Genomic DNA, 25,662 nt, shown 5'->3' with positions numbered 1-25,662 from the left:
AGTGAGGAGGACAGATCTCGCCTCACACCCTGCCCTTCAGCGCCTCGCCAATCTCGTCCAGCACCTTCGGGTCCTCGATCGTTGCCGGCATCGCCCAGGGCTCGCCGTCGGCGATCTTCTTGATGGTGCCGCGCAGTATTTTGCCGGAGCGCGTCTTCGGCAGGCGGCCGACGGTGATGGCGAGCTTAAAGGCGGCGACGGGCCCAAGCTTGTCACGCACCAGCGCGACGATCTCTCTTTCGATCTCGGCAGGCGACCGCTTCACGCCGGCCTTCAGCACCAGAAAGCCGCAGGGCACCTCGCCCTTGATCGCATCCTTGATGCCGAGCACGGCGCATTCGGCGACATCCTGGTGCGAGGCGAGAATCTCCTCCATGCCGCCGGTCGACAGGCGATGGCCGGCGACGTTGATGATGTCGTCGGTGCGGCCCATGACCCAGACATAGCCGTCCTCGTCCTTGTAGCCGGCATCGGAGGTTTTATAGTAGCCGGGGAATTCGGTGAGATAGGCTTCCTTGAACCGCAGGTCCTGATTCCACAGCGTGGGCAGGCAGCCCGGCGGCATCGGCAGCTTGATGACGATCGATCCCATGACGTTGGCGGCGACAGGCTTGGCCGCTTCGTCCACCACATCGACCTGGTAGCCCGGCATCGGAACAGTCGGCGAGCCATGCTTCACCGGCAACATGCCGAGCCCGATCGGATTGCCGGCGATGCACCAGCCCGTCTCGGTCTGCCACCAGTGGTCGATCACGGGAATCTTCAAGTGCTGCTCCGCCCATTCCACCGTCGGCGGATCGGCGCGCTCGCCGGCGAGAAACAGGGTGCGGAATTTGGAGAGGTCGTATTGCCGGATGAACTTGCCGTCCGGATCTTCCTTCTTGATGGCGCGGAACGCGGTCGGGGCGGTGAAGAAGGCGACCGCCTTGTGCTCTGAGATCACGCGCCAGAACGCGCCCGCATCGGGCGTGCCGACCGGCTTGCCCTCATACATGATCGAGGTCGCGCCGTGCAGCAGCGGCCCATAGATGATGTAGCTGTGGCCGACCACCCAGCCGATGTCGGAGCCGCACCACCAGACCTCGCCGGGCTTGACACCGTAGAGGTTGAACATCGACCATTTCACCGCAACGAGATGGCCGCCATTGTCGCGCACGACGCCCTTGGGGATGCCGGTCGTGCCCGAGGTGTAGAGGATGTAGAGCGGATCGGTGGCGGCGACCGGCACGCACGGCGCTTGCTTGCCGTCGTTGATCGCCTTGCGGCGCAGGCTCGCCCAGTCGTAGTCGCGCCGAGGCGTCAGCTCGCAGATGTGCTGGGGACGTTGCAGAACGATGCACGCCTTCGGCTTTGCGCCGGCCAGCCTGATCGCCTCGTCGAGCAGCGGCTTGTATTGCACGATGCGGCCGGGCTCGATGCCGCAGCTCGCCGAAAGGATCAGCTTGGGCTGGGCATCGTCGATGCGAGTGGCAAGCTCCTTGGCGGCAAAGCCGCCGAACACCACGCTGTGCACCGCACCGATGCGGGCGCAGGCGAGCATCGCGACCACGGCTTCCGGTACCATCGGCATATACAGGATGACACGGTCACCTTTTGTGACGCCGAAATCCTGCATGATGGCGGCGAGCGCCTGCACCTCGCCCAGCAGCTCGCCATAGGTGAATTTCTTGATGCTGCCCGTCAGCGGCGAGTCATGGATCAACGCGACCTGATCGGCGCGGCCGCGTTCGACGTGGCGATCGAGCGCGTTGTAGCAGGTGTTGACGACGCCGCCGGCGAACCAGCGGCCATAGGTTCCCTGGGTGGGATCAAAGATCTTTCGCGGCGGCTCGATCCAGTCGATGTCCTTGGCCGCTTCGGCCCAGAAGCCCTCGGGATCGGCGAGCGAGCGCGCATAGACCTCGTGATAACGACTCTTGCCCTGGACGTTCATACAAGCGCTCCCGTTCCCTTTATTCGCCTGGCCTCGACCTTGTGGCAGGACAGGCGTCCCGCCATGACCCGGATCGAGTGCCGGCCTTGTTTGACGGGTATTTTCCCGGGAATGGGCCGCGGTTCAAGCTGAAAAGGAAGCTTTACGACGAAGCGACAACGAGCCAGCAGAGCACGATTGAGGCGGGCTAGAGCCGCAGCAAAGGTAAGCCCTCTCCCCCCCTTTGCGGGGGAGAGCGGGAGAGGGGGTAGCCACGAACTCGGTCTCGAGTTTGTGGCTCCCCCTTCCCTGGCACTCCCCCGCAAGGGGGAGGGAATGCAGCATCGCTCGTGGAAGCAGCTAACTGTCCATCCCAGTCAGCCGCTGCAGGCGATCCTGCATGACCTTTCGCAGGTCGTAACCGGGACGGCCGAAGCTGGCATTGCGGGTGGCGAGGAAATCGCGCTGGGTCTTGCGCAGATCGCTGGCCGAGCGCCGGTTTGCGGATTTCAGGACGCGCTCATAGGTCTCGGCAATCTGGCGGTCGAGCACCCCGAGCTGCGGATCGGCGCAGATCACCTTCTCGACTTCGCGCTTCGCCGTGGCGCAATCAAAGGACGGGCCGTTGCCGGAATTCGCGGCCAGGGGATGCGCCGGTTCGGCGCCGAACTTGGCGATCTCCGCCATCATGATGCGGCGGCCAGCAGCGGCATTCTCGTTGCCGGGATCGAGCCGCAGCGCGGTCTCGTAGTCGGCCAACGCCTTCTTGCGTTCGCCCATCTTCTTGTAGAGCACCGCGCGGTTGTTATAGGTCTGCGCGAAATTCGGATCAAGCTTGAGCGCGGACTCGTAGTCGCTGAGCGCGGCGCCGAGCTCGCCCTTGAACTGGTAGGAATCGCCGCGGTTGGTGAAGAAGTTCGGCCGCGGCGCCAGCCGCAGCGCCTGATCGTAATCCGCGATCGCCTTGTCGTACTCCCTCATCGCGGCCAGCGAAAGGCCGCGATTGTCATAATATTCCGGCACCTTCGGATCGAGCCTGATCGCCTCAGTGGCGTCGGCGACCGACTTGTCGAGCTGGCCGAGCTTCTTGTAGGCGGCGCCACGATTGGTGTAGGTGCGCGGCCGCTTCGGATCCAACCGCAGCGCCTCGTCGAAATCCCGGATCGCCTTCTCGTTGTCGCCGCCGAGATAAAAGGTCACGCCGCGGTCGGACCAGGCCTGCGCATAGTCCGGCTTCAGCTTGATCGCCTGGTCGTAGTCGGCGAGCGCGCGGTCGAGCCGACGCTGGTTGGTGTAGACGACGCCGCGGAGCTCATAGGCTTCGGCATCCTGCGAATCGAGCTCGATTGCCTTGCTGAGGTCGGCGGCGGCGCGGTTGAGATCGCCGCCGGCGTGGCGCAAGAGATCGCCGCGCGCACGCCAGGCGCGGGCGTTCCTGGCGTCGAGCGCGATGGCGCGGTCGAGATCCCGCAGTGCTGCGGTCTGGCCGCCGGAGCTTTGTGCATTGGCGTCGGCACGAACGATGAGCGCCGCGGCACGGTCGGCACTTGGATTTGTGTTCTGGTCGATGATGGCGCTGCAAGCCGCGATCAGCTCGGCCGGTGCGGCTTGGCTGCCGAGTACACAGTCGGCGCCGGACGCATCACCCGCGGCAGCAGGGCCGAGCGCAACGAAAAGGCTCATCGCAGCGCCGAAGCAAGCGCGCAGCGGGCATTTGGCAAACGAGGGTATTTGCGCGAAGGAATGCGCGCCACACATGAAAAGGCTCCGTGACATCCGGTTTTCACCATTGTCGCGGCGGGCAGGAATTGGGTTCAAGCCGCAACCGGTCGTGAGGGACGGATCGCCGTCCACCCTCCCTCTCCCCGTTCTTACGGGGAGAGGGAGGGGGTGAGGGGCTGCTTCCGCAAGGACGGTGACAGTTGGATTCGTGGAGAGTCCCCCTCACCCGGAATTCAAGCTCCGCTTGAGTTCCGGCCTCTCCCCGCGCGCGGGGAGAGGCGAAGACCACCGTCAATACCCGTCCGCCCCGTTCAACCGCTGCAGCCGGTCCTGCATCGCCTTCTTCAAATCATAACCCGGCCGGCCGAACTCGGCGTTGCGGCGGGCGATGAACTCGTCCTGCTCGCGCTGGAGCGCCTTGGCCTCGGCCGGATTGCGGGCTTCGCGCAACACGCGCGCATTCGAGGCATAGATCTCGCGATCAAGGTCGGCGAGCTCGCGGTTGGCGCAGATCGCCTTCTCCACGGTGCGGCGGGCGCGGACGCAATTGAAGCTCGGCTTGCCGGCAACCGCCATCTGCGCTCCGATCCGTTCGAGCTCGCGTGCGATCGCCCGGTGATTGGCCTTGGCCTTGTCGTGGTTCGGATCGAGCTTCAGCGCCGCGCCAAAGTCCTGCACCGCCTTGGGCCGGTCGCCCTTTTTCAGCCACAGCTCGCCGCGTGCATTGAAGATGTCGGCGAGCGTGGGGTCGAGCTGCAATGCGCGGCTGTCGTCGGCGATCGCACGATCGACCTGATCATGGCGCGCGTAGAGCGCAGCCCGTGCGATCAGCGCCTTGACGAGGTCGGGCTTGGCCGTCTTCTCATTGTCGATCACCTCAGTGCAGGCCGAGGCCGCCTTGTCCATGTCATCGGCGGCCGCCGCAGCCAGGCACGGCGCGATATCGACCGGCGTGACCGCGACCGGCTCGCCGCCCGTCGCCGCATGGGCCATTCCCAAAGACAGTGCGCCGAGCACCGCAGCAACGCCGCACCATCGTATCAGAGCGGAGATACGCAGCGCCGTCGTGATCGGAATGTCTCGCCTTGTCGCCATATTGTCCATTATACGGCCGGATTGATGCTAGCCTGTAGCACCGCTCAAACTCTCTCAGGGCTTCGCCGTGTCGACATTCGAATGGGTCATCGCACTGCTGCTCGGCGCCGTTGCATTATCGGCGCTGGCGCGGCGGATCAAGGTCCCTTACCCGACCTTTCTCGCCATCGGCGGCGCGCTGATCGCCTTGGTGCCGTCGAGCCCGTCATGGACGCTGGAGCCCGACCTGGCGTTGGCCCTTTTTGTCGCACCGGTGCTGCTGGATGCCGCCTACGACACCTCGCTGCGCGATCTCCGCAACAACTGGGTTCCGGTCTCGACCCTGGTCGTCGCCGCGGTCGGTCTCACCACCGCCGGCGTGGCATTCGTTGCACACCGGTTGATGCCTGACATGCCTTGGGCCGCCGCCGTTGCGCTCGGCGCGATCGTGGCGCCGCCTGATGCCGCGGCCGCGGTCGCGATCCTGAGCCAGGTGAAGCTGCCCTACCGGATGGTGAAAGTGCTGGAGGGCGAAAGCCTGCTCAACGACGCGAGCGCGCTCTTGATCTATCGCATCGCGGTCGGCGCGGTCGCCATGGAGCACCTGAAGTGGAGCGAGGTGACGCCGATCATCGCGCTGGCATTGATCGGCAGTGTCGCCGCCGGCTATCTCGCAGCCCGCATCATCCCGTTGTTCCTGGAGCGGGTGACGGAGGCGCCAAGCGCGATCATCGTGCAGTTCGCTACCACCTTCCTGATCTGGATCGCCGCCGAGCATCTCGGCCTCTCCGGCATCCTCACCATCGTCGTCTATGCCATCACGATCGCGCGCACCGCGCCGGCGCGCATGCCGGCGCGGCTGCGGGTGCCGTCCTATGCCGTGTGGGACACGGCGGTGTTCGTGCTCAACGTGCTCGCCTTCATGCTGATCGGCATGCAGATGCGTCCGATCTGGTCGCGGCTCGACCAGGACGTACGCTGGGAATATTGCGTGGCGGCAGCCTGGATCCTGCTCACGGTGATCCTCGTGCGGCTCGCCTGGGTGATGTTCTACGGCGCGACGCTGCGCGCGCTGATCGCGCACGGGATCTATTGTCCGAAGGATCCGAAGGCGGTCGCCAGTCCCAAGGGCGGCCTCGTCATCTCATGGTGCGGCATGCGCGGCCTCGTGACGCTCGCCACCGCCTTCGCCCTGCCGGAGAGCTTTCCCTATCGCGATTTCATCGTCTTCATCGCATTCGCGGTCGTGCTCGGCTCGCTGCTCGTGCAAGGCCTGACGCTGCGGCCGCTGATCCTGGCGTTCGGACTCAAGGACGACGATCCCGTCGGCCAGGAGGTCGCGCGGGCACGCGCAATCGCCTATCGCGCCGCGCTCGATGCGATCGAGGACGATCCGTCGGAGGAGGCGGAAATCTTGAGGCTCGAATACAGCGCGATCCTGATGCAGGCGGACAACGATCCGGATGGCGGCATCGCCGATGGTCGATTACCCGCCGATCCGCTGCGGCTCCGCGCCATCGAGGCGGCGCGAAAATCGATCTTCGACCTCCGCGCCACCGAGGTGATCGGCGACGACGCGTTCCACCGGATCGAGGAGGAGCTCGATCGCGCGGAGCTGAGTGCAGGAGGATAGGCGCTCGACGCCTCCGCAAACTCCGCCGTCGTCCCGGCGAAGGCCGGAACGACACTGGAGAGTGGCCAAGCAATGAGCGCGAAATCTCCAATATCTCGCCATTGAACCAAACGTCTCGTTCTCAGACTCATTCCTGATGACAACCTTGACTGATGATCGTCGCGCACGCACGCGCGTTGCGTCGCCTGCGCGATATTTTTATTTCCACATGGCCCTGGCCTGCGCGGCCACCGCCTTTCTCGGCTTCGCACCAACCTATTGGGTGCCGCTCGCTCACCGGACTTTTACCGCAAGCCCGGTGATTCATTTCCACGGCCTGTTGTTCTTCACCTGGTCGCTCTATTTCGTGCTCCAGACCTGGCTCGCGGCATCTGGCCGCGTGGTCAACCACCGTTCGCTCGGCATTGCCGGCGTCTCGCTTGCCACCGCAATGACGATCTTCGGCTTTCTCGCCTCGGTGCATGTGATGCAGCACTCGGCCGCCCTCGGGCAGCGAGAGGCCGGCATCGCCTTCTCAATCGTGCCGATGAGCGGGATCGCGTTCTTCGCCGTGGTCTTCGTGCTGGCGATCATGAACACGCGCAAGCCGGAGATTCACAAACGGTTGATGCTGCTCGCCGCGGTCTCGATCCTCGATGCCGCGATCGCGCGCTGGTTCCTCACGTTCCTAGCACCACCCGGACCGCCCGGCCCGCCGCCGGTGCCGGTCACCATCGCGCCGGCGGTCGTTGCCTCGCTCCTGCTCGTCGTCGCGATGGTGCGCGACTGGCGCAGCGAGGGCCGCGTGCATCCGGTCTACATCTACGGCACGCTCGCGCTGCTGGCGGTGAAGGTGCTGAACTGGCCGGTCAGCGAAAGCACAGCGTGGCACGCGTTCGCCGGCGGGATTCTGGCGCTGGCGCAGTAGGCGGCAAGCAATCCGCTGTCGTCCCGGACAAGCGCAGCGAAGCGGAGCGCCGATCCGGGACCCCCCATAACCACAGGACGTGGTTTGGTGAAGACTCGTAGTTGTCAGCTCGCGCCACAACTGCTCCTTGGGGTCATGGGTCCCGGGCTCGCGCTACGCGCGCCCCGGGACGACGATAGAATGTGCGGCGCCGTCTACGCCCCCGCCTTGCAGGTGATCCCTCCGTCGACCACCAGCTCGATCCCCGTCACATATTTCGACTCGTCCGAGGCCAGGAACAGCGCGGCGTTGGCGACGTCCCAGGCGTCGCCCATATGGCCCATCGGCACCTGGGCGTCGCGGGCGCGCCACATCGCTTCGACGTCGCCCTTGGCGTAGCTGGCGGCGAGGCCGGCGGAATGGGCGACCATCGGCGTCTTCATCAGGCCGGGCAGGATCGCATTGACGCGCACATGGTGGCGCGCGAACTCGATCGCGGTGGTGCGGGTCATCTGGTTCATCGCCGCCTTCGAGGTGCCGTAGGTGACGTAGGAGATGCCCATGTGGCGGATCGAGGCGATCGAGGAGATGTTGATGATCGAGCCGCCGCCCTGCTTCACCATCACGGGGATCACGTGCTTCATGGCGAAATAAGCGCTCTTGAGGTTGACGCTGAAGACGCGGTCCCAGCTCTCCTCGGTCACCTCGACCACGCTGCCCATCTCGGCAATGCCGACATTGTTGTCGAGCACGTCGATGCGGCCGTAAGCCTTGAGGCAGGCCGCGACCATCGCCTCGATCTCGCTCGCGCGTGCGACGTCGGCGGTGAACGCGGTAGCCTTGCCGCCCTCGTCCACGATGATCTTCGCGGTCTCTTCGGCGGCGCCGCCGTTGCGATCGACGCAAAACACCTGCGCGCCCTCGCGCGCAAAGGTCACGGCGGTCGCCTTGCCGTTGCCCCAGCCGGGTCCGATCGAGCCGGCCCCCACCACCATCGCAACCTTGCCTTTGAGCCGATCCATTCGCGTTTCTCCTTGTTGTTGTGATTGTAGCCCGGACGGAGCGCAGCGTAATCCGGGCTACGGATCGTTGCAGATCTTCATCTTGGTGACGTTAGCACCGATCGGATGACCGATGATCTCCGACAATGTCCGGCAAGCGCCGTCATGGCACAAGCGCCATTCGCCGGCCGCGCCGGAATTGCCGAGCACGACTTCCTGCACGGGTGCGCGTTTCGGCTGCCATTGAAACCAGCCGTCAACGAGCCGCGCATCCGGCGGCGGCTCCATGCCGGGGCCCGTACCTTTCACCCTCGCCTGCACCAGTTCGAGGCCGGCGGCGGTGACGCGCCAGTCCTCCTGCCAGTCGACCTTCGCGATCGAATGCGTCCAGACCAGCGTGAAGGCGGTAAGCGCCAGCGCCTTCACACCTGCCGCCGTGGCGAAGCAGAGGCTCACACCGCCTCGATCGCTGCCGGTGGGCGCTGCCGCCATTGCCACAGCACGAGGGCAGCACAGAGCACGAAGCCCGCAGTGTCGCTGAACGGGAAGTCGCCGAGCAGGCAAAGCGCGGCGCCGAGCGCGACCAGACGTTCGATCAAGGTCAGCCGCGTGTACAGGAAGCCGATCGCGACCATCCCGAACAGCGCGATCGACACCAGCGCCTTGAAGCTGGCGAGCGCCACCGCGCCGTAGAAGCCGAGCTTTGCGGCCATGGGATCGCCGGCCTGCAACATCAGGGCGGGCGAATAGACGAAGATGAAGGGAATGACGTAGCCGGCGAGCGCAATGCGCATCGCTTCCCAGCCGATCTTGTCGGGATTCTCCTTCGCGATCGGCGCCGCCGCAAGCGCGGCCAGCGCGACCGGAGGCGAGAGATCAGCCATGATGCCGTAGTAGAAGGCGAACATGTGGCTCGCGATCAGTGGCACGCCAAGTTTGGCGAGCGCGGGGGCGGCGAGCGCAGCGGTGATGATGTAGGTCGGGATCGTCGGAATGCCAGTGCCGAGCAGGATCGACAGCAGCATGGTCATGATCAGCGCCAGGAACAGGCTCTTCTCGCCAAGCCCGATCACCCAGCCGCCGAAGATGGTGCCGACGCCGGTCTGCGACATCATGCCGATGATGACGCCAACGATGGCGCAGGCCATGCCGACGGTGATGGCGGATTTCGCGCTCTCGGCCAGCGAGTTGCGGCAGGCACGCAAGGCCGCAACGCCGCCGCGAACGAAGGCGGTGATCACGATCAGCGCGACGACGACGCTGGCGACCGGCACGATCTGCAGGCCGTCGCGCGAGAGCGCGGCGACGACGAGCGCGAGGCCGATCCAGAAGATGTAGCGGATGGCCGTGACCGGGAGACCCGCCGTGATGCTGGCGCCCAGGATCAACGCCACCGTCAGCGCGAGGCCCATGCTGCCGGCGTAGAGCGGCGTAAAGCCCTCGAACAGCATATAGACGAGGGCGGCGAGCGGCAGCACGAGATACCAGCGCGTCACCAGCGCCTTCCAGGCGCTCGGAATCTCCGAGCGCTTCATGCCGGTGAGGCCATGCTTGCCGGCCTCCAGATGCACCATCCAGAAGGCGGAGGCGAAATAGAGGACGGCGGGGATCGCGGCGGCTTTGACGATCTCCGAGTATGCGACGCCGAGCGTCTCCGCCATGATGAAGGCGACCGCGCCCATCACCGGCGGCATGATCTGTCCGCCCATCGAGGCCGTGGCCTCGACACCGGCCGCGAAGGCGCGGCGGTAGCCGAACTTGATCATCAGCGGAATCGTGAACTGGCCGACGGTGACGACGTTGGCGACGCCCGAGCCGGAGATCGTGCCCATCATGCCCGAGGCGAACACGGCGACCTTCGCCGGACCGCCGCGGGTGCGCCCGAACAGGCCGAGCGAGACGTCGGTGAAGAGCTGGATCATGCCGGCGCGCTCCAGGAACGAGCCGAACAGGATGAACAGGAAGATGTAGGTCGCCGAGACGTAGATCGGCACGCCGTAAAAGCCTTCGGTGCCGAAGGACAAATGCGTGACGATCTGGTCGAAGTCGTAGCCGCGATGGTTGAGCGGCGACGGCAGGTACTGGCCGAAGAACCAGTAGACCAGACAGGCGCCGCACATCAGCGGCAGCGCCGCGCCCATAAGACGCCGCGTGCCCTCGAAGATCAGCACCGCGAGCAGCGTGCCGACCGCGAGATCAAGCCGCGTCGGATCGCCGTCGCGCGCGATCAGGTCGGCATAGAAGATCCATTGATAGAGACCGCAGAGAAAGCCGGCGCCGCCGATCAGCCAGCCGAAGGCGCGGCCCAGATCGCTCTTCGCGGTGAAATTGGCGATCAGGCCGAAGGTGAGCAGCAGCAGGAAGCCGACATGGACGCCACGCACCACCTGGCTCGGCAGGTAGTTGAAGGCGGCGACATAGAGCTGGAAGCAGGCAAAGGCGATCCCGATCCAGTAGGCGAGATTGCCCCACCAGCCCGGGCCGAACCCTTCCGGAAAGCCGTGCTCGAAATTGTCGAATTCAACCTTGATGGGCGCTTCCGCGCCCTCTGCCTGCAACATCGATATGTCCCCGCGCCCATCATCCGTGGCGCTTATAACATTGAGCTCCCGCTCACCACACCGTCATGGCCGGGCTTGTCCCGGCCATCCACGGCTTACGGTGCTTCCAAGAACGTTCATGCCCGGGACATCTGCGCGAAGACGCGCTTCTGCCCGGGCATGACGTCGACGGATAGAGCCTACTTGATCAGCCCCTTTTCCTTGTAATAGCGGATCGCGCCGGGGTGGAGCGGAACCGGGCTGCCGCTGGCGGCCGTTTCGAGCTTGATCTCCTTGCCGGCCGCATGCGCGTTGGCGAGTTCCGGCAGCGACTCATAGACCAGCTTGGTCATCTGATAGGCGAGATCATCCGAAACCGCCGAGCTGGTCACGAGATAATTGACCACGGCCGCAGTCGGCACGTCCTTGTCCTGGCCGGTATAGGTGTTGGCGGGAATGATCGTCGAGATGAAGGGCGGACCGATCTTGTCGACGGTCTCCTTCGGCACCGCCACCACCGTGATCGGGCTCGACGTGGAGAGATCCTTCAGCGAGGCGACGCCGAGGCCGGCCGATTGCAGCGTCGCATTGAGTTGCCGGTTCTTCATGAGGTCGACGGATTCGGCGAAGGGCAGATACTCCACCTTGCCGAGATCCTTGTAGCTCATGCCGGCGGCGGCGAGGATCGCGCGCGAATTGAGCTCGGTTCCGGATTTCGGCGCGCCGACCGACAGGCTCTTGCCCTTGAGGTCCGCCAGCGTCTTGATGCCGGAGTCGGCGGTGGCGACGATCTGGATGTAGTTCGGATAGATCGCGCCGATCGTGCGCAGCTTGTCGAGCTTGTTCTTGAACCCGGCTTCCTCGTCGCCTTCCCAGGCGGCCTTGAGCGAGTCACCCAGCGTGAACGCCAGCTCGCCGCGGCCCTGCTGCAGCAGGATGAGATTTTCGACCGACGCCTTGGTGGCTTGCACCTGCGTCTTCACGTTCGGAATCTTGTCGCCGTAGATCTTCCCGATCGCGACCCCGAGCGGATAGTAAACGCCGGAGGTGCCGCCGGTCAGGACGTTGATGAACGACTGCGCATGCGCGCTAGGTGCCGACGCCGCCAGAGCAAGAGCCGCGGCCACGCCGAAAAACTTCAATTTCATGATATTTGAACTCCCCAAACGGCGGCGAAATTGGCCGGACGGGAGAAGCGGGTCAACCCATCCAAAAGGCAAAACAGGGCTGCGGGAAGCGGCTGTTTTTGGGGAACCGAACCCCGGGCGTGGATCACCTCTCGTGTAGGGAGAGGTGATCAATCTCGTCGCGCTTTTGCCGGGGTGCGGCGACGTGGCGCAGCCGGCCCGTAAGAGGCGCGCCCGAACGTCTCAGGTTCGGCGTGCACCATCGTTACTGGCAGATCTTACTGGAAGGTCATGTCCAGGCACTTGGAGATATCGGAGCCGAGGCCGGAGGAGATGATGATGCAGCCGCGGATTTTCTGCGCGGTGACGTCGGCGGCCCAGACCGAATAGCCGCCGGGCCCGAAGAACGAGTTGGTGTTCGGCGGCTCGGTCTCGGTCGCGTCGAAATCATAACGGCCGTCGGCCTCGAAGATACGCGGCTTCTTGGTGCAGCCGCCGTCGGTCTGCACGTTGATCACTTCCTTGTTGTCGCGGGTCAGTGCCAGCGAGACCTGGCAGCGGAAATATTCCGAGGTCTTGGTGTTGAAGAGGTAGGTGTAGGACTTGCAGGTCGCGGTGTTGAGCTTGCCTGGGGCAAGGCCGCGGCTGCACGAAATCCTCTGGTTGTGGCTGAGCTGGTAATCATCGGCACTGGCCACCGGCGCAAACGTCACCAGCGACAGCGCTGCAGCCGAGCAGATTTTAATGACATGACGCATCCGAATCATCCCCACCAAATTTTTTGTCGAGTTGCGTTCTAAACGGAAAGCGGAACATAGTCGCGCGGGGACGAAGGGAAAATCACAAACTGCTGGGCAAGACGTGATGCACCGCTGTGCCGATGGCGGATTGACCCGGAAACGCCGTTCGTGATTTGTTCAAGCCTGCTCGCCCCGATTCAAGGGGAGGATGGAAGATGGCATTTTCAACGAAGGCAATTGCAATCGCAGCCTTGCTCGGCACGCTCGCCGCGCCGGCGCTCGCGCAGACAGCGGCGACGCCGTGGGAGCTCAAGCCCGACATGGGCTATGCCTATGACAAGGAGGGCAAGACCTTTTCCTACAAGATGGGCACCAGCAATGCCGGGGAGCTCTTGAAGGGCGCCAAGAAGGTGCCGAGGGGCACGCTGTTCTTCATCGGCCACAACGGCCAGCTCTACATGCGCACCGGCCCCTATCTCGAAGGCGACGGCCGGTTCAAGTTCGGGCCGGATCAGTAAGGGGCGGCGCGACCGCCGCACACACTCGGTGTCATCGCCCGCGAAAGCGGGTGATCCAGTATTCCAGAGACAGCGATGGGATAGGGAGAAGCCGCGGCGTACTGGATGCCCCGGTCCCGGCTCCGCCAAGGCTACGCCGGGCCACAAGGGTGCTCGGCCGCCAAAGCTTCAGCGAAGGCGGCAAGCCGGGGCATGACAGGCAATCGTTGGGTGGGTTAGCCCCGCGGCTGCGCGAAGCGCAGTCCGCTGGCGTAACCCACCGCTTTAGCTTTCGCGGAGACATGCTTGGTGGGTTACGCGGAGCCTGTCATCGGGCCGCGCTTCGCGCGGACCCGTTGGCTAACGCAACCCTACGGCAGCTCGCGAATGGCTAGAACACCCCCGCCAATTCCCGCGCACCGGCATTGCTGCTGTTGCTGTCCATCCGCGCATCCGTCACCGCGAGCAGCTTTGCCACCGTATTGTGCCGGATCGCGACCGGGTTGCGCTCGTAGCCGCCGCGCTGGAAGAAGTTCGAGGTCGGCACCTGCCCGCGCATCGCCAAAGGCATCGTCACCATGTCGAGCCCGGTGCCGTCGCCGGTGAGGTTCATCATCTCGAGCTCGGCGGCGGTGAGCGGACGGGTGTAGCCCTTGGCCCGGGCGAACAGCACCGAGGTCAACAGCTTGTGGGTCTGCAGCATCGGCCCGACATCGATGTCGAGCACCATCGCATGCATGGCCCAGCCCTGCGCGGTGTTGCCGATCTTCTCGTGCTCCGACCAGGTGTCGGGCACCGACTTCGCGTATGCCACCATGCGCTTCAGGACGCTGAGCTTGTACTCCAGCGCTTTGCGCGCCGGCCCCGAGCTCTGCGCCACCTTCTCACCGAGCGCACGGATGAATTCGTGGCCCTGCTCGGCCAGCAGCTCGACGCTGTTGGTCGTCAGCAACTGGTTGTAGCCGACCGCGGTCGAGATTGCGCGCTTGCCGCCATGTTCAATTCCCGATTGCACGTCGTAACTGCCGGTGCCGCCGGTCTCGAACGAATAGACCCGCACCGCCTGCTCGCGCGTAAGCCCTGAGGCGAGCGCGTAGCGGGCATAAGCGCGCTTGAACTCGATCTCGGAGGCGGGACGCTGCGGCGTGAACTGATATTGCTCCTGCGCCGCGCGCAGGAAATCGGCAACCACGGGAATCGGCTTTCGGGCGGGGCGCTCCGGCGCCTCCTCCGGCTCCGGGTTCACTGGCCGCTTCGGCCCGGTATAGAGCGGCGGATGCTCCAGCACATAGTCATCAAGCGTCACCTGCTGACCGCTGCGACGCTTGGCGTTACGGGTGCGCCGCTTCTCGGCGATCTGGCTCCAATAGGCGCCGGCCTCGGCGTCGAAGGCGGCGCGCGCCTCCAGATACTCTGCGAGCTTGCGGCGATATTCGGCGATCGCCTGCGGCGAGGCTTGCGCCATGGCATTGCTGACGGCTGGCGGCAGCGCGGCCGAATCCTGGGCAGGCGCTGCGGGCGCAAGCAGGACGAGCGCGAATGGAACCAGCCTCAAGACACGTCGAATCGGGATGTGATGCATGCTTCCTTGTAGCAAGCCTCCGGTAACCGTCACGTTAACGCGCCGTTTACCATCGTCACTTCCAGGCGAATACCGGCTGTTCCAGATCGGTGACGCGGGTCTGGCGCCCGGCCAGCACCTCGCGGAACTGATAGATCAGGGCCGCGGTCGGCGCGTGGATCAGCCTCTCCTGCTGATGGAAGCGGATCACGCGGCGCGTGCTTTCGGGAATTGCGACGAAGTCGAAGGCCTCCGCGCGCTCGATCGTCGCGAGCGCGATGCGATGCACTGAGGCGACTTCACCCGGATTCGGCCTGATCGCGGCACCGTCGGCAGCCCAGACCACGACCGGCGTGATCAGATAGCCCGAGCGGGTCGGATAGTCGTCGAGCAGGCCGAGCACCTCACCCACCCCGAGCTTGAGGTTCAGCTCTTCGTCGAGCTCGCGCAGCGCCGCTTCGACCGGCGTCTCGCCGGCGTCGCAGCGTCCACCCGGCAGCGCCCACTGGCCGCGATGCGCGCGCAGGTGTGATGCGCGCCGTGTCAGCAGGAACGCGGTCTCGCCGCCCTCGCGCGCTCTCGTCAGCGCGACGACCACCGCCGCGCGCTTCAGCACTGAGGCCTCGCCATTCTCCGGCAGGCGCGTGAAAGCGGCGCAGGCGGCCGCGATATTCCGCCTGGTGGCATCATCGAAGGGTCTCATGGTGCTTGACTACACCAGGTCCGGCCCCGATGAAATGCGCTCGCAATGCCCTCGGGGAAATGGACGCCGGCATGATCGACAAGACCGCCGCAAGGCTGAAGCACGACGGCTGGACCACCGTCGAGACCACCGGCTTCATGCACCTGATCGGTCCGCTATGGGAGCGCAACGTCGACGGCCACTATGAGTTCGCGCTGGCCACGGAGGACAAGCACCACAATCGCCGCGGCATGGTCCAGGGCGGCGTGATGATGACCTTCGCCGACCGCACCTGCGGCATGACGGCCCGCTACGAGACCGGCAAGCAGTACATGGCGACGGTGCAGCTCGACACGCATTTCGTCGAGGCCGGCAAGATCGGCGACATCCTGATCTCCCGCCCCCGCGTGGTGCGCACCACGCGCAGCCTCATCTTCATGAGCACCGAAGTGACGGTCGACGACCGCTGCATCGTGATGGCGAATGGTGTGTTCAAGATTTTGAAGGGGCCGGAGTAGGCCAGACTTCAGAGTAGCCACGGCCGTTAGCCACATGCTCCCCTGTCGTCCCGGCGAAGGCCGGGACCCCATCACTCCGGAAGTCGTGGCGGAAAGTGCTTCCACACCACCGCTGTCATTCCCCGCGAAAGCGGGGAATCCAGTACGCTGCGGCTTCTCCGTATCACATCTCTGGCTCTGGAATACTGGATCGCCCGATCAAGTCGGGCGATGACGACTGAGAAGGTGCGAGCCGCCCCCAAAACTCGTCATTGCGAGCGCAGCGAAGCAATCCAAAAACTCACCGCAAGCGACATTGCTGGATTGCTCACTGCGCTCGCAATGACGGGGTCAGGCGGTTATGCTGCTGTCTGAGGAAGCAGCAAGGATCCGCCTATGCAATACCGCCAGCTCGGCCGCAGTGGCCTCAAGGTGTCGCCGATCTGTCTCGGCAGCATGATGTTCGGCGGGCCGACGGATGAGGCGGCCTCGAAACGAATCATCGCGAAAGCGCACGAGGCCGGCATCAACTTCATCGATACGGCGGATGCCTATTCGAAGGGCGCATCCGAGGAGGTGGTGGGACGCGCCATTGCAAGCAATCGCCGGGCCTGGGTGCTGGCAACGAAGCTCGCCAATCCCATGGGCGAGGATCCCAATCGCGGCGGGCTGTCGCGGCGCTGGGTGCTGCAGGCGGCGGATGAAAGCTTGATGCGGCTCGGCACCGATCACATCGACGTCTACTATCTGCACAAGGAAGACCACGCGACGCCAATGGAGGAGACGGTGCGCGCAATGGGCGACCTGATCCGCGCCGGCAAGGTGCGCTACTTCGGCGTCTCGAACTACCGTGCCTGGCGCGTCGCCGAGATCTGCAACATCTGCGACCGGCTCGGGATCGACAGGCCGGCGGTGAGCCAGCCCTATTACAACGCGATGAATCGCATGCCGGAGGTCGAGCACTTCCCGGCCTGCGGCTATTACGGCCTCGGCATCGTGCCCTACAGCCCGCTGGCGCGCGGCGTGCTCACCGGCAAATACCGCCCCGACGCAGCACCGGACAAGGAGACGCGCGCGGGCCGCAACGACACCCGCATGATGCAGACGGAATGGCGGCCGGAATCGCTCCAGCTCGCACAGGAGATCAAGAGCCACGCCGAAAAGCGGGGCATCACCGCCGGCCAGTTCGCGGTCGCCTGGGTGCTGAACTCCGCCTTCGTCACCTCCGTCATCGCCGGCCCTCGCACCGAGGAGCAGTGGGATGACTATATCCGCGCGCTCGACTATCGCTTCAGCGGCGAGGACGAGGCGTTGATCGATGCCCTGGTGACGCCGGGCCATCCGTCGACGCCGGGCTACAACGACCCGGCCTATCCGATCGAGGGACGGCGCGCGCGGAGCACCTGAAGGGGGAGACGACGATGACGCAAGAGGATCGCTACGGGCTGCCGCTCTCCACCGCATCCGACGCGGCAGCATCCGCCTATCGCGAAGGCGTCGACCTCATGCTCGCGGGCTGGACCGGCACGGCGGAGGCGCTGGAGCGTGCGATCACGGCCGATCCGGATTTCGCACTGGCGCACATCGCACGGGCACGGCTGCACGCGTTCTATCAGCAGGGCGATCTCGCACGGCAAAAAGCGACGGTCGCGCGCGAGCTCGTGGCAAAGCGCGGCACGGAGCGCGAGCGTTCGCATGTCGAGACGCTGGCGCTCTCTGTCGAGGGCCGGCTGCCCGAGGCGCTGGCGGCGACGCTGCAGCATATCGAGAGCTGGCCGCGCGATGCCGTGGTGCTGTCGCTGCCGCTCGGCGCGTTCGGCCTGTTCGCCTTCTCCGGCATGGCCGATCACGACCGCGCGCGGCAGGAGCTGTGCGAGCGCGTCGCAAAGCATTATGGCGAGGACTGGTGGTTCCTGACGCTGTACGGCTGGGCCATGACCGAGAACGGCGACGTCGCCCGTGGCCGCCCCGTCACCGAGCGCGGCTTCAGCCTCCGGCGGCAGAACGCCCATGCTGCGCATGCGGTGCTGCATGCGATGTTCGAGGACGGCTCGATCGACGAGGCCGATCGTCTCGTCGACGACTGGATTCCCGCTTACGGCCGCGCCGGCATCCTACACGGCCATATCCGCTGGCACCAGGCGCTCGGCGCGCTCGAGCATGGCGATGCGACGCGCGCGCTCGCGATCTATGCCGATGTGCTGCAGCCGCGGGTGACGCAAGCGCCGCCGCTCAACGTGATCACCGACGGCGCCTCGCTGTTGTGGCGCCTCGCGGCTTACGGCCACGCGGTGCCGCCGACGCTCTGGACCGAGGCCGATGCCGCCGCGCAAAAGCTATTCCCGAAATCGAGCATCCCGTTCGCCGACGTCCACATGGCGCTGTTCGCGGCGGCGACGCAGAACCGCGCGGCGCTCGCCGCACGCCTTGCCGTGATCGAGCAGCGGCTCGCCGACGACAAGCTGCCGGCCGGGCCCGTGGTGCCGGCGATCTGCCGCGCGATGACGGCCTTCGCCGAAGAAGACTATGTGACTTGCGTGCAAATCCTCGCGCCCGTCATCGCCGAGGTCGTGCGCATCGGCGGCAGCCATGCCCAGCGCGAGCTGATCGAGGACACTTTCATCGTCGCGCTGATGCGCAGCGGCGATCTCCCCCGCGCCCGCACCCTGCTCGACGCCCGCTTGCACCGCCGCCCATCCTTGCGCGATACACGCTGGCAGGCAGCGATGGCTTGAGGCAGGATCACGAAAACAGACCGGAGGACGCCCATGACCGAGATCGTTGCACTGGAGGCGCTGGTCGCCCACGTCGCATGGGGGCAGTCGCTGGCCGTTCCCGTCGATCGCTCCGGCGTTGCGATGGCCGCGACCGCAGGCCTCATCGAGGCCGGCATCGACAACCTCCATCTGGTCTGCGTCCCCATCAGCGGCCTACAGGCCGATCTTCTGATCGGTGCCGGCGCGGTCGCCACGCTCGAGACCAGTGCCATATCGCTCGGCGAAGCCGGCGGCGCGCCACGTTTCTGCGCCGCCGTGCGGGCCGGCTCCGTGACCTTGCGCGATGCCACCTGCCCCGCGATTCATGCAGGTCTCATGGCGGCACAGCACGGCGTCCCCTTCATGCCGATCGCCGGCATCATCGGCAGCGACCTGCTCAACGTACGCCCCGACTGGAAGGTGATCGACAGTCCGGTCGGCGAGGCGCGCAAGGTGGTCGTGGTGCCGGCGATTACGCCCGACGTCGCGCTGTTCCATGCACCGGAGGCCGACCGTGCCGGCAACGTCAGGATCGGCCGCTTCCGCGAGCTCGCAACCATGGCCTATGCCGCGCGGAAAACGCTGGTCACCGTCGAGCGCATCGTCGACCGCAACTTGCTGGAAACGGAAGACTCCGCCGCCGGCGTGCTGCCCTCGCTCTATGTCGACGCCATCGCAGTCGCCGAGCGCGGCGCCTGGCCGCTCGCGCTGTGGGACGAATATCCGGCCGACGAGGCCGAGATCGCCCGCTACGCAGCGATGGCGCGCAGCGACGAGGGCTTTCGCGCCTACCTCTCGGCCTTCCTGTCGCATCGCAAGCAGGTGGCGTGAACGATGTCATCCGAACGCGAGCGGCGCGAGATCCTGATCGCCACCATCGCCGATCTGCTCGACGGTATCAGTCACGTCGCGGTCGGCGCATCCTCGCCGATCCCCGCGGCCGGCGCGATGCTGCTGCGCGCGCGCAACGAGCGCGACGGCAAGCCGCCGGTGCGCATTTCCATTTTGGGATCGCAGCAGCACAACTTCTTCACCAATGGCGGCATCGAGCTGTTCGACTGCGCGGCGCAGGGGCGCGTCGATGCCTTCTTCCTCGGCGGCGGCCAGATCGACGGCGAGGGCAACATCAATCTGGTCGGCACCGGCGACTATCCGAAAACCGACGTGCGCTGGCCCGGCTCGTTCGGCTCGGCTTTTCTCTATCACCTCATCCCGCGCGTGATCCTGTTTCGCGAGGAGCACTCGTCCCGTGTGTTCGTGCCGAAGGTCGATTTCGTCAGCGCACGGGCGATCACGCCGGAGGTCCCGCGCCGCGGCGGCCCCTATGCGCTCCTGACCAACATGGCGCTGTTCGACTTCGACCGCGAGGCAGGCGGCTTCTCGCTGCGCTCGGTGCATCCGCCCTTCACGCCGGCCGATATCCGCGAGAACACCGGCTTCGCCTATGAAGAGCCGGATGTCGTGCGCGAGACGCCGCAGCCCGATACCGCGACGCTGGCGCTGCTGCGCGGACGGATTCTCGATGAGCTTGCCGAGACTTATCCGGCCTTCGCACGGACGATGAAGCGGGCTGCATAGTTCGCACCCGCCTCTGCCACGAAAAAAACATGGGGCTGGCGGCAAGTGCCCGCCGGCGCAGGTTGGGGCGATCGGACGAATCGCCGATAGGTGGTGCGGTGGTATTTCAGACAGGCTTGGCGGAGACAATGGGATCGCAACCTTGGCAAGCGAGCCTGACGATGCGCTTCCGCCGATCGGTTCTCGCCGCGACCCTCGTAGCTTTCGCAAGCCCCTGTTTTGCCGACTCTTCCACCCCAATCGCAGTCAACAACGCGCCGGCGCAGCAGAACGCTCTGATCGACCTCTTGGCGCTGATGTCCGGCAAATGCAAAACGCTGAAGATTGCGGGCCGCACGTTCGCCTGCAGGACGGTGGCCTACGCCCATGGCGACAAGGGCCGGGTCAATTTCTCGGTCGCGGTCGACGATCCCAGCGATGACAGCCATGTGGTGTCGTTCTCCGGCGAGAATGGCAAGCGCGCCGACGACAATTCCTACGAGCTGCCGGTCGACCGCATGCTGCTCAACTCCAAGCACCGGCCCAGGGTCGACGGCCTGCCGGTGCCGGCCGAGCAAGCCTCCACCGGCATCTGCCGCCAGACCGGCAATTTCGCCGCCAGGAAAGTCTCCGACATCACCTGCTCGGCAACCGACACCGAGGGCCGCAGATACGAGCTGCTGTTCGTCTCCGACGGCACGCCGGTGAGCGTGCGCCGGATCAGGCAGTCGGCGCCATCGATCCAGGATCCGTTCAAGTAACGGCGTTCGCACCTGTAGCCCGGATGGAGCACAACGAAATCCCGGCTACGGGATTGTTCTATCCACACGCACCGCTACGTTCCCTCCCCCCTTGCGGGGGAGGGTCAGGGAGGGGGGCCGCACGGCACACTCTCTCGATTCGAGCAACGGCGCTTCGCATCGCGGGCTTCGGGCAGACCATTTCCTGGGCTGCCCCCCTCGCCAGCCCTCCCCCGCAAGGGGGAGGGAGCGCGGTGTGCTCTGTGGCAGGGCTTCGTGTCATTGCAATCGCACGGCCGATTCAATCTTCAAACGCCTCCGTCCCGAAACGAGGGAAAATCGGCGTTGCCTGCGCCTGTCGGCACCCCGCATACTCGCCTCAACAACGTCTCCGCAAAGCTCTCATCCATGCCCAGCCCGCCATCGCTCACCGCTCTCATCGTCATCGACGTCCAGTGCGCGTTCGACGAATGGGAGGCGGCGGGGAAGCGGCGCAACAATCCGGATGCGGTGGCGCGGATCGCCGATCTTCTGAAAGCGTTCAGGGTGAACGGCGCGCCCATCTTCCATATCCGCCATGAGGGCACGCGGCCGACCTCGTCCTTTCGCCCAGAGAGTTCCGGCTACAAAGTCAAGGAGGAGGCGCGCGAAGCGCCGGGCGAACCCGTCATCGTGAAGCGCGTCAACAGCGCCTTCATCGGCACCGACCTCGAGAACCGCTTACGCGCCGCCGGCATCACCACGCTCATCATCTGCGGCGCCACCACCAATCATTGCGTCGAGACGACGACGCGGATGGCCGGCAATCTCGGCTTCGACACTTGCCTCGTGCGCGATGCGACGTGGACGTTCGACCGGATCGGGCCCGATGGCGATGCGCATTCGGCCGAGGCGATCCATGCGATGACGTTGTCGAACCTCAACGGCGAGTTTGCCCGCATCGCCTCCACGGATGACGTCATCGCGGCGCTCGCCGCGGCATGACAATGAAGCGATTGCGAGGCGGACACGCCATCATGCGACAATAAATCGCGCGGGACTCAGTCATTCACACGCGTTGATCGGAACTGAGCTCTGCGTCGTTTCGACGCCGGAACGTTGCGGACGCATGTCTGTTATCACACGACTTCTCAACTGGAGTGATGACATGAAGTATCTCTTTGTCGCGATGGCTGTTGGTGCCGCGGCGTTGGCTGGCGGTTCTGTGGCTCACGCGGCCAATAACGGCAAGGCCACGCAGAACGCGCAAGGCAACCAATCACAACGCAGCCAATCAACCGACATCAGCGCGCAACACCGGCACTATCACCATCACTGGCGCGGGCACCACTATGGTCATCACTGGCGCCATCACGGCTATTATCGTCCGCACTATCGCAGCTACGGCTACTATCCGCGGCGCGGCTATTATGGAGGCGGACCGTATGGCTATTACGGCGGCGGTCCCGGCGTGACGTTCAGCTTCGGCACCGGCGGCTATCGCTGGTAGACGGAGGGCCCGCAGGAATGCGGGCCTTTTTCTTATCTACGTACGAGTTTCTACCCGAGCAAAATCATCCGCGCCGTCTCGAGGCCGCTCGCCAGCGCCGCCTCGACCGTTCCCATGTCGCGGCCGCGATAGAGTGCTTCGCCGGAGAAGAGGACCGCGCCATCAGCGCGCGACAGTATCGCCTGCGCATCGCGCGTCCGCGGTGTCGCCCAGGAATAGGCGCCCCGCGCAAACGGATCCTGCGCCCAGTTGATCGCAACACCCGCCACAAGGCCGCGCGCGATATCCTGGCGCGACAGGCCGAAGATGGTTGCGAGCGAATCCAGCCCCGCGTCGATCAGAGCCTGCGGATCGAGGCTAGAGAGTTCTGCCGTCCGCGGGCCGCCGAACCAGCCGGTCAGTACGGGACGCATCGAAGGACGCTGCGTCCACCACACCGGGATCGTCTCATTCGACAACAGGAAGGTGAGATTGCCGAGGTCCTCCTTCCTGTCGCGCCACCATGGCCGCTCGAAGCGCAAGAGGATCTTGACGACGTTGCCGAAGCCGATGTCGGCTGCGGCCGCCGCCTTGCTGCGCGCGCGTGGCGGAAGCGCGATTCCCTGCAACAGCGGCAGCGGCACGGTGAGAATCACGGTATCGCAGGCGTGCACCTCGCCATTGACGCAGCGGACGCCCACTGCACGTCCTCGCTCCTCGATCGCCGAGACGACGGAGCCGAAACGGATCGCAGCGCCATGCTTGCGGCACTCTGCCGTGAGATAGTCGACGAGCGTGCCATAGCCGCCGACGATCCGCCCCTGCGGGCGGTGCCCACCACCCATCCATTCGTCGCGCAGCGCCAGCACGCTGGCGCGCTCGGGGTCGGCGGCGTCGTAGCCCTGGACCATCCGCCCGATGGCGTGCCGCAGCCGCTCGTATTCATCCCCGGCAAAATGGCGGCGCAGGAAGTCGGCGACGGTCATATCGTCCTTGAGCTCGCGCAACACCGCTTGAAGCTCCGCCTCATGCGGATCGAGGCGGCCCTCGCGGATGAGCGTCTGGCCGTCAAACGTCCATTGCGTGCCTGCGATCTCCTCGAGCGACAGCTTCGCCTCGCGCACGAGACCGCGCGTGACCGGCGCCTCGCCATGGACGAATTCGGCGCCGCCATCGGCGGCGTACCCGAACTCCGATGCGGGCAGCGGGTGGATGCGCCCGCCGCAGCGCTCGCGCGCCTCCAGGATCGTCACGTGCGTTCCTGCGCGCGCCAGCTCGCGGGCCACCATCAGGCCGGCCGCGCCGGCACCGACGATGACAACGTGCTTTGATGATCTTCGCGACATGCCGGCGCTTTACCTGGCCACGGCTTGCGGATCGTTCTGGATCAGATAGCGCAGCAGCAGGACGCCGCCGCCGAGCGGCCGCGTGCTCTCAAGCGTCATTGCGGTGACGGGCGCGCGCTGCTCGCTCTCGGCGTCCGTCGAGTCGAACACGATCGGCGCGCCCCTGGCGCCATCCACCGCGGGACACAGGATCAGGTTGAGTTCGTCGACCAGGCCGGCGCGCAGGAACGCGCCATTGGCAGTACCACCGCCTTCGAGCAGGAGACGCTTCACCCCAAGCTCGCGATTGAGAATCTCGAGCGTCAGCGCCAGATCGATCTCCGATTTGCCGGCAAAGATGTAGGACACGCCCTCGCCCCGCAGCCCGGCGAGATGCGCGTCCGGCACGCTCTCGGTCAGCACCACCACGATCGGATCGCCGCCGATGTCCGAACGGCCCCAACCGATCTTGCCGCGGGCGTCGAGCACGACGCCATAGGCTTTGCTCTCGGAGGTTTTGGCATCGCGCTGCGCGAACCAGTTTTCGCGCGGGAACGTCGCGGTCGTCGCCACGGGATACGGCTTACCCTTGGCGAACTCCGAGCCGGTGACGCGACCGATCAGCCAGGCGTCGCCGCCGAGTTCGTCATGGATCCGCTCGAACCACTCCGACCCCGCTCCCTTCGGCCGCCAGCGGCTGTGATGTGTGCGACCATCGACACTCGAAGCCATCAGGCAGATGACATGCGGTTTCATGCAAAACTCCGGGATACTCTCAAGCCGCCGGTCCGCCGCGCTTGGCGCGATCTTTCAGGATCACCGCCAGCGGATTGAGTTTAGGCGGCGCCACGAGCTTGAGCGTGTTGGTGTCGTGATGATTGAACGGCGCGCCTCTCACGAAAAGCTCGGTCTGAATGAGGTAGGTCCAGCTTCCATCATCGTTGAATGTGATGTCGCAGCGGTAACTGTCGGTGCGGAAGGCCCGTTCCAAAAATTCGGTCGAACAGATCCCGTAGGCGGTCTCGCCACGCTTCGCCGTGACGGAGAGTTTCTTGTCATCCGGCCCGGCCGTGCCCGACGCCAGCAGCACCTGCCCGCGCGGTATAGCCAGCGTCTGCATGACGAGCCCGGTCGCCGGCTCCCACAGCCAGTAGCCAACCTGGTCGTGGAAGGTGATGTCTTCTTCGGGCGTGTTGATGTGGATGTGATAGCGCAGCCCGTAAAAGAGCTGCGGCCCGTTGGCCTGCGGATCGATCGGGTCCATCCGGATATGCTCGATGAAGGTCCGCCGCTCCGGCCCCTCGGCCTTGGGATTGATGTCGATCCCCTTGTCGGCCTGCCAGATCCCGGCGAGACGGCGGAGCGGTCCAAGATTGGCGAGCCCGTCGGGAGAGACGTCGTCGGGTTCGGTGAAGATGTCGGCGGGAACGGGGAGCATGGGGCGGCCTCGCGGGGGGAGTGGGAGCAGCAATAGCACAAGGGAGGTGTGCGTGGCTCCAGGATCGAATAGAATTGGATCGCCAGAGGGGGCTGGCCACGATGCGTGGATTGATGATGGTCTTGGTTTTGGCGGCGGGACCGATGTCGCCGGGTACGGCAAGAGCGGGATACTTTAATTACTGTCGACTTCGTGGTGCGGCATCAACGCATTCGACCGTCTCCCATGCTGAAGCATGGGCGTAACACAACACACATCGTGCTCCACCCAGATGGAACGGTTAGCGATGAGCACCGAACCTACGGGCAGCGCGCAAAATCCCCGACCACGAGTCAGCAACGGCTGGGCGTCGGCAAGTATCGCGTCGTGGACCGGCAGACCATTCGGCGAACTTATCACGCAGGGGATGAGACACGCATCGTTTCAGTGAATGGCCAAGGCTGCTTCGCCGACGTCAAATCCGAGTTGCCCAAAGGGCAGACCGAACACAAAGCATATTCGACTGA

At 65.2% G+C, this 25,662-nt stretch carries 24 protein-coding genes; 11 read left to right on the top strand and 13 right to left on the bottom strand.

Features of this window, described 5'->3' with window-relative positions:
- Positions 1–22: 22 nt before the first annotated feature.
- The 3 genes from MTR72_RS07005 to MTR72_RS06995 form a co-directional block, all read right to left on the bottom strand.
- Positions 23–1,933 carry a propionyl-CoA synthetase gene (locus tag MTR72_RS07005; protein ID WP_341510253.1) on the bottom strand — a complete coding sequence of 637 codons (1,911 nt, stop codon included), beginning with the start codon at positions 1,931–1,933 and terminating at the stop codon, positions 23–25.
- Between the two features lie 339 nt (positions 1,934–2,272).
- Positions 2,273–3,670: a tetratricopeptide repeat protein gene (locus MTR72_RS07000; protein ID WP_280970830.1), complete on the bottom strand. Its 1,398-nt coding sequence runs from the start codon at positions 3,668–3,670 to the stop codon at positions 2,273–2,275.
- A 255-nt stretch (positions 3,671–3,925) separates the two neighbouring features.
- Positions 3,926–4,687 (bottom strand): tetratricopeptide repeat protein, encoded by a 762-nt coding sequence (locus MTR72_RS06995; protein ID WP_280970829.1) that lies wholly within the window; start codon positions 4,685–4,687, stop codon positions 3,926–3,928.
- Positions 4,688–4,796: 109 nt separating this feature from the next.
- Here MTR72_RS06995 and MTR72_RS06990 point away from each other — a divergent pair, with 109 nt between their 5' ends.
- Positions 4,797–6,341 (top strand): cation:proton antiporter, encoded by a 1,545-nt coding sequence (locus MTR72_RS06990; RefSeq protein ID WP_280968119.1) that lies wholly within the window; start codon positions 4,797–4,799, stop codon positions 6,339–6,341.
- A gap of 136 nt (positions 6,342–6,477) precedes the next feature.
- Positions 6,478–7,248 (top strand): hypothetical protein, encoded by a 771-nt coding sequence (locus tag MTR72_RS06985; RefSeq protein ID WP_280968118.1) that lies wholly within the window; start codon positions 6,478–6,480, stop codon positions 7,246–7,248.
- Positions 7,249–7,442: 194 nt separating this feature from the next.
- Here the strand turns inward: MTR72_RS06985 and MTR72_RS06980 are convergent, their stop codons facing one another.
- The 5 genes from MTR72_RS06980 to MTR72_RS06960 form a co-directional block, all read right to left on the bottom strand.
- On the bottom strand, positions 7,443–8,249 hold the full coding sequence (locus MTR72_RS06980) for an SDR family NAD(P)-dependent oxidoreductase (protein WP_280968117.1): 807 nt from the start codon (positions 8,247–8,249) through the stop codon (positions 7,443–7,445).
- 57 nt (positions 8,250–8,306) lie between these two features.
- The gene (locus tag MTR72_RS06975) at positions 8,307–8,720 is read right to left on the bottom strand and encodes a DUF1850 domain-containing protein (RefSeq protein ID WP_280968116.1); all 414 of its coding nucleotides are present in this window, start codon (positions 8,718–8,720) and stop codon (positions 8,307–8,309) included.
- Entirely contained in the window at positions 8,681–10,789 is a 2,109-nt protein-coding gene (locus MTR72_RS06970; protein ID WP_280968115.1) for a TRAP transporter permease, read from the bottom strand. The genes MTR72_RS06975 and MTR72_RS06970 overlap by 40 nt, the downstream gene beginning before the upstream one ends.
- Positions 10,790–10,968: 179 nt before the next feature.
- Positions 10,969–11,916 carry a TAXI family TRAP transporter solute-binding subunit gene (locus tag MTR72_RS06965; protein ID WP_280968114.1) on the bottom strand — a complete coding sequence of 316 codons (948 nt, stop codon included), beginning with the start codon at positions 11,914–11,916 and terminating at the stop codon, positions 10,969–10,971.
- Between the two features lie 257 nt (positions 11,917–12,173).
- On the bottom strand, positions 12,174–12,653 hold the full coding sequence (locus MTR72_RS06960) for a hypothetical protein (RefSeq protein ID WP_280968113.1): 480 nt from the start codon (positions 12,651–12,653) through the stop codon (positions 12,174–12,176).
- Positions 12,654–12,850: 197 nt separating this feature from the next.
- Here MTR72_RS06960 and MTR72_RS06955 point away from each other — a divergent pair, with 197 nt between their 5' ends.
- Positions 12,851–13,153, top strand: a complete 303-nt coding sequence (locus MTR72_RS06955) for a hypothetical protein (protein WP_280968112.1) — start codon at positions 12,851–12,853, stop codon at positions 13,151–13,153.
- 370 nt (positions 13,154–13,523) lie between these two features.
- Here the strand turns inward: MTR72_RS06955 and MTR72_RS06950 are convergent, their stop codons facing one another.
- Positions 13,524–14,714: a hypothetical protein gene (locus MTR72_RS06950; RefSeq protein ID WP_280968111.1), complete on the bottom strand. Its 1,191-nt coding sequence runs from the start codon at positions 14,712–14,714 to the stop codon at positions 13,524–13,526.
- 55 nt (positions 14,715–14,769) lie between these two features.
- Positions 14,770–15,396 (bottom strand): NUDIX hydrolase, encoded by a 627-nt coding sequence (locus MTR72_RS06945; RefSeq protein ID WP_280968110.1) that lies wholly within the window; start codon positions 15,394–15,396, stop codon positions 14,770–14,772.
- Positions 15,397–15,467: 71 nt separating this feature from the next.
- On the opposite strand from MTR72_RS06945, the gene MTR72_RS06940 reads away from it, so the two are divergent.
- The 8 genes from MTR72_RS06940 (at position 15,468) to MTR72_RS06905 (ending at position 22,414) form a co-directional block, all read left to right on the top strand.
- Positions 15,468–15,893 carry a PaaI family thioesterase gene (locus MTR72_RS06940; protein ID WP_341510252.1) on the top strand — a complete coding sequence of 142 codons (426 nt, stop codon included), beginning with the start codon at positions 15,468–15,470 and terminating at the stop codon, positions 15,891–15,893.
- A 375-nt stretch (positions 15,894–16,268) separates the two neighbouring features.
- Positions 16,269–17,279 (top strand): aldo/keto reductase, encoded by a 1,011-nt coding sequence (locus tag MTR72_RS06935; protein ID WP_280968108.1) that lies wholly within the window; start codon positions 16,269–16,271, stop codon positions 17,277–17,279.
- 14 nt (positions 17,280–17,293) lie between these two features.
- Positions 17,294–18,607, top strand: coding sequence for a tetratricopeptide repeat protein (locus MTR72_RS06930; protein ID WP_341510251.1), 1,314 nt, complete (start codon positions 17,294–17,296; stop codon positions 18,605–18,607).
- Between the two features lie 33 nt (positions 18,608–18,640).
- Positions 18,641–19,459, top strand: coding sequence for a CoA transferase subunit A (locus MTR72_RS06925; RefSeq protein WP_280968106.1), 819 nt, complete (start codon positions 18,641–18,643; stop codon positions 19,457–19,459).
- A 3-nt stretch (positions 19,460–19,462) separates the two neighbouring features.
- A complete protein-coding gene (locus MTR72_RS06920; RefSeq protein WP_280968105.1) occupies positions 19,463–20,206 on the top strand; it encodes a CoA-transferase in 744 nt (247 codons plus the stop codon).
- A 161-nt stretch (positions 20,207–20,367) separates the two neighbouring features.
- A complete protein-coding gene (locus MTR72_RS06915) occupies positions 20,368–20,946 on the top strand; it encodes a hypothetical protein (RefSeq protein WP_280968104.1) in 579 nt (192 codons plus the stop codon).
- A gap of 387 nt (positions 20,947–21,333) precedes the next feature.
- Positions 21,334–21,909 (top strand): cysteine hydrolase family protein, encoded by a 576-nt coding sequence (locus tag MTR72_RS06910; protein WP_280970828.1) that lies wholly within the window; start codon positions 21,334–21,336, stop codon positions 21,907–21,909.
- Between the two features lie 163 nt (positions 21,910–22,072).
- Positions 22,073–22,414 carry a hypothetical protein gene (locus tag MTR72_RS06905; RefSeq protein WP_280968103.1) on the top strand — a complete coding sequence of 114 codons (342 nt, stop codon included), beginning with the start codon at positions 22,073–22,075 and terminating at the stop codon, positions 22,412–22,414.
- A 50-nt stretch (positions 22,415–22,464) separates the two neighbouring features.
- On the opposite strand, the gene MTR72_RS06900 is transcribed toward MTR72_RS06905, so the two are convergent.
- The 3 genes from MTR72_RS06900 to MTR72_RS06890 are packed head-to-tail and all read right to left on the bottom strand — an operon-like array spanning position 22,465 to position 25,156.
- Positions 22,465–23,739, bottom strand: coding sequence for a flavin monoamine oxidase family protein (locus MTR72_RS06900; RefSeq protein ID WP_280968102.1), 1,275 nt, complete (start codon positions 23,737–23,739; stop codon positions 22,465–22,467).
- Positions 23,740–23,748: 9 nt separating this feature from the next.
- On the bottom strand, positions 23,749–24,474 hold the full coding sequence (locus MTR72_RS06895; RefSeq protein ID WP_280968101.1) for a RibD family protein: 726 nt from the start codon (positions 24,472–24,474) through the stop codon (positions 23,749–23,751).
- 19 nt (positions 24,475–24,493) lie between these two features.
- Positions 24,494–25,156: an FABP family protein gene (locus MTR72_RS06890; protein WP_280968100.1), complete on the bottom strand. Its 663-nt coding sequence runs from the start codon at positions 25,154–25,156 to the stop codon at positions 24,494–24,496.
- Between the last annotated feature and the right edge of the window lie 506 nt (positions 25,157–25,662).

The organism is Bradyrhizobium sp. ISRA442, assembly GCF_038085055.1.
In the GTDB taxonomy this organism is placed as follows: Bacteria; Pseudomonadota; Alphaproteobacteria; order Rhizobiales; family Xanthobacteraceae; genus Bradyrhizobium.
The sequence above is the reverse complement of the archived record's forward strand: the minus strand, read 5'-3'. Positions and strand labels throughout refer to the sequence as shown.